The organism is Flavobacterium sp. (assembly GCF_027490375.1).
Lineage (GTDB): Bacteria > Bacteroidota > Bacteroidia > Flavobacteriales > Flavobacteriaceae > Flavobacterium.
Genome location: NZ_JAIXYH010000096.1, coordinates 1 through 3,702, shown reverse-complemented (window position 1 = coordinate 3,702; position 3,702 = coordinate 1). Strand labels below are relative to the sequence as shown.

General features: G+C 36.1%; 9 protein-coding genes. 6 read left to right on the top strand and 3 right to left on the bottom strand.

Annotated features, from left to right (window positions below; genetic code table 11):
* Positions 1–188: 188 nt before the first annotated feature.
* From Q0064_RS14365 to Q0064_RS14340, 6 genes are all read left to right on the top strand, one after another.
* The gene (locus tag Q0064_RS14365; protein WP_298148899.1) at positions 189–677 is read left to right on the top strand and encodes a polymorphic toxin-type HINT domain-containing protein; all 489 of its coding nucleotides are present in this window, start codon (positions 189–191) and stop codon (positions 675–677) included.
* Complete coding sequence (locus tag Q0064_RS14360; RefSeq protein ID WP_298148897.1) at positions 674–1,087, top strand: hypothetical protein; 414 nt, start codon at positions 674–676, stop codon at positions 1,085–1,087. The genes Q0064_RS14365 and Q0064_RS14360 overlap by 4 nt, the downstream gene beginning before the upstream one ends.
* A 73-nt stretch (positions 1,088–1,160) precedes the next feature.
* Positions 1,161–1,391, top strand: coding sequence for a hypothetical protein (locus Q0064_RS14355; protein ID WP_298148896.1), 231 nt, complete (start codon positions 1,161–1,163; stop codon positions 1,389–1,391).
* On the top strand, positions 1,391–1,738 hold the full coding sequence (locus Q0064_RS14350; protein WP_298148895.1) for a hypothetical protein: 348 nt from the start codon (positions 1,391–1,393) through the stop codon (positions 1,736–1,738). The genes Q0064_RS14355 and Q0064_RS14350 overlap by 1 nt, the downstream gene beginning before the upstream one ends.
* Positions 1,739–1,844: 106 nt before the next feature.
* Positions 1,845–2,324, top strand: coding sequence for a polymorphic toxin-type HINT domain-containing protein (locus Q0064_RS14345; protein WP_298148898.1), 480 nt, complete (start codon positions 1,845–1,847; stop codon positions 2,322–2,324).
* An 85-nt stretch (positions 2,325–2,409) separates the two neighbouring features.
* Complete coding sequence (locus Q0064_RS14340; protein WP_298148894.1) at positions 2,410–2,865, top strand: hypothetical protein; 456 nt, start codon at positions 2,410–2,412, stop codon at positions 2,863–2,865.
* Between the two features lie 15 nt (positions 2,866–2,880).
* Here the strand turns inward: Q0064_RS14340 and Q0064_RS14335 are convergent, their stop codons facing one another.
* The 3 genes from Q0064_RS14335 to Q0064_RS14325 are packed head-to-tail and all read right to left on the bottom strand — an operon-like array spanning position 2,881 to position 3,608.
* Positions 2,881–3,090 (bottom strand): hypothetical protein, encoded by a 210-nt coding sequence (locus Q0064_RS14335; RefSeq protein WP_298148893.1) that lies wholly within the window; start codon positions 3,088–3,090, stop codon positions 2,881–2,883.
* Positions 3,083–3,382: a type II toxin-antitoxin system RelE/ParE family toxin gene (locus tag Q0064_RS14330; RefSeq protein ID WP_298148892.1), complete on the bottom strand. Its 300-nt coding sequence runs from the start codon at positions 3,380–3,382 to the stop codon at positions 3,083–3,085. The genes Q0064_RS14335 and Q0064_RS14330 overlap by 8 nt, the downstream gene beginning before the upstream one ends.
* A complete protein-coding gene (locus Q0064_RS14325; RefSeq protein ID WP_298148891.1) occupies positions 3,372–3,608 on the bottom strand; it encodes a hypothetical protein in 237 nt (78 codons plus the stop codon). The genes Q0064_RS14330 and Q0064_RS14325 overlap by 11 nt, the downstream gene beginning before the upstream one ends.
* Positions 3,609–3,702: the final 94 nt, after the last annotated feature.

Genomic DNA, 3,702 nt, shown 5'->3' with positions numbered 1-3,702 from the left:
TAAAAAGCAAACAGCCATACAACCACCTCATTTTGAGATAATTTATAGCAAAGATATTTAGGTTACTTGTTTAGCATTTGCTAATTTAGTAGCATGGGGCAGTACGTGCCGACGCGGGCGAGTCATTAGTCTAGTACTTATCAAAAACAGGCGCTAAGTTTCCATAGTGTTAGAGCCTCGGCAATTGGCTGAAAGTAGACGAGCTAAAACTAGGCGACTTGTTAACCCTCTATGACGGCAACACCAAAGTAATTTCTAAAATTGAACTCGTTGTAGGGAACTTTAAAGTTTATAACTTTACCGTTGACCAATACCATACCTACTATGTCTCGCAACAAAACGTGTTGGTGCATAATGGGAATCCGTGTGAATTCGGAAATATCTATGATTTATTTAAGAGAAGTAAGGTAGGAGCGGTACTGGAATCCGTTTCAAGTAGGTTCAAGGACAGGAAATACAAAGGCGCTCAAATTATGGAAGTAACTAAAGATGTAGAAGAACTCGGACTGAAAATAGGAGATTTTTACTACCTAGATTCTCAGAAAAAAGATCACTTGGAAGTCTTCGATCAAAGTGGCAAATCTAAGTCTGTAATTGACGCAAACACCGGGGAATTAATCCCCAGCAAAACAAAGGCTGCAGAGGGCAGATCCATTTCGAAAATAATAAAATCATGAGTAACCTTCTTGCAATAAAAAAAATCAACTCAGTTTTCGATGATACTGACACGGACTCTTTTTTCAATTCGCTCTATCAAGGAATGTTTGATATAGGTAAATATGACGAAATTCTTGATAACCTGAGTATTCTGACGGAAAATCTCACACTTGACAAAAATGAAGTATCGCTTATTAATATCCCGTCAATTCTAGAGGCGTACAGGGTCTTTAATTTAGCCTACGTGTTTGATTTAGACCCTGATGATTCGTTCGAAATAAAGGTCTCGCGACGTCGAAAAAAACAGTATAAAATGGAGAAGTATTATGAGTTGGATTTTTTGTTTTTAAGAATATTTGACCTAATAAGCTTGGATTCGTATGTTAACTATCCAACAACCTCCCAAAATCACGCTGATTTAAACCGTTGACGTAACCGTTTTCATTAGCTGAAGGGCTTCAGTTGGAAGAGTATTGTTCCAAAAAAACAAAGAATCTGCTGCTATGGATCGACCAGATCTCGATATAAGAAAACTAGAAACTAAAGTACTTGAGTCGGGTATTGATGTAAAAGTTGAAGGAGGAAGAAATTGGAAAGTTATGGGCCATGGAGAAGTTATAGGAGCGAAAGCTGGTATCGAAACACAATATTCTCGGGTAGAGATAACTCCCAGCGGAGAGTATCACGGCTCGCCTATAACAGCAGCAGAGTATAAAAAATTAACAAAAAAGTAGTGGTTAATCTATTTGATGAATTAGAGCTTAAAGGAGGAAGATTGTTCAATACAAATTCTATTATATGGCTGGATGTAGACATTAAACATCAGTTACTTAATTTTATTGAGGATATTGCCCGAATAGAATTTGAACAACAGAATGCAATTATCGATATTGGTTACTACCCAACTGATTTTGAGGTCACAGACCATCATTACTTCTGTGTCCGCGTTATCGTAAGCGAAAACTGGGACCTACCATATTACGAGGCCAAGATTAAAAGCATTGAAAATTTGAAAAATGAAATTGAAATAAGTATCAGTATGGTTACCAATTTTGGGACGGGGATAAGCAGTTTCCAATAATATAGGATATAAGCCGGCCTTGGCGATATATTTGCAAACCTTTATCCTAATTTTTGGCAGCCCGGTCTGTCGCCACACATTTTGCTAATTTCGCGATGCCTTATAAATTTTAGCCACACACGAGCCCCCTTTTTTTATTGGTGGCAAGTGGCAGAAAGTAGACGAGCTAAAAGTAGGCGACCTGTTAACCATCTATGACGGCAACACCAAAGTAATTTCTAAAATTGAACTCGTTGTAGGGAACTTTAAAGTTTATAACTTTATCGTTGACCAGTACGCTACTTATTATGTCTCGCAATACAACGTGTTGGTGCATAATGGGAATCCGTGTAGTTTAGGTTTTGTTTGGCAAAGGGCAAAAACAGTTATTTCTGATGTTCTAACAAAAGGAATTCATGGAGATATATTTTATAAGGGTAAAAAATTGACAGAAATTGGCTTTGAAATTAATGATGCTGGCGATATCATTTATTACGTTGTTGGAAAAAAAGTTTCAAAAGAACAAGTGAAAATAGGTGAAAAAGCATTTGAAGATAAGATGAACGACCCTAAATTTAAGAAGGAGTTGGAAGAGAAAGCACAATAAATCTTTGATATTGGCGCATTTAAAGGAAAGGACAGAGAGATAAAACTCCAAAAAATAGTTGAAAAAATTATAATTTATACAATCCATGATTTTAGAAGATTTTATTCTCGAGGGAGAAGTGGCTGGAATCAAAATCGGAAAAATTATCAGTTCTAGCTCACAAGTAGAGTTAATTCAAAATGAAGAAGGAGACATTCCCGGTTTATACTCATGTACTCTTGAAAATTTATATTTTGAGATAACCACTTTTAGCAAAATTGTGATTGGTATTCAGTTTGATTTTAGTTATGATGCCGAAAAAGTATATAGTCTGCGTAAAAACAATCATACATTTTTTATTGGCTTTAATACAACATACGAAAAGGCGCAAAAATCATTAAAAATCTTAAATGTTGATTTTAAAAAATCCACGGTAGACGACGATAATTTCGAATTAACACTTTTAAAAAGTGGAGTATCATTATTGTTTTTTAGAAATAACCTAAATAAAGCAAGCATATTTAGTATGGACGATTATAATGCCTTAAGTTCAACATTTTAATAGGATATGAATTTCTTAGAGCGGAAATAGATAGAAGCCTTGAAAGTAGTCGGCTTTTTCGACAGTTTGTAAATATAGTTTTTGATCCGATCGCGCGGATTTCAAATCCGTGCCTTCAACAATTGTTGGCAACGCTACTTCGGTAACGACACCCGCAGCCTGGATAGTGGCGGCGTCCTTTTTCTGGGGATTCGCGGAATAAAAACCTATCATTTCCTTATCCATTTTTGGGTCTTTTGTCGGGATTTCGTTTGTTGTGAAAACAAGATAGAACGCGAACCACTTTTCGCTCTTCGTAGACTACAAAATATAAACTATAGGGAAAATACTTGATTTTAAAGGAGCGAATGTCTTTATAACGCACGGTAAAAAAAGGGACTTCACTCAATATCTGATAGGCTGTGGCAACAGAAGCAATAAATTTTCTCGAAGCAACGGTACTATTCAAAGCATAATAGTCGATTGCATTTTCAATTTCTTTTTGAGCACGTGGCGAAACAAGAATCCTATAAGCCATACTTTTTCATCAGCTTATTTACCGACTCTTCGGCCGATAGATAGGTACTTTCATCTTCTTCTAAACGTGTGTCTAAAACCGCTTTCATGTCGGCGGTAAGTTCAACAGCAATTGTGTTTTCCTCAACTATGATAGTAATTGCCTTTGATTTGTAGGCAACTTTTATTGCGTCTAGAATGTCAGTGGTTAAATCTTCTGCCGATGCCAAGTGAAAAGTAGTGTACATGACTGTTAACTAGGTTATAATTACCCAAAGATAAAAGAATAAAAGCAGCTTTGATAACAAACCTGAACTCGAATTAAAATCATATCGCTGGTGC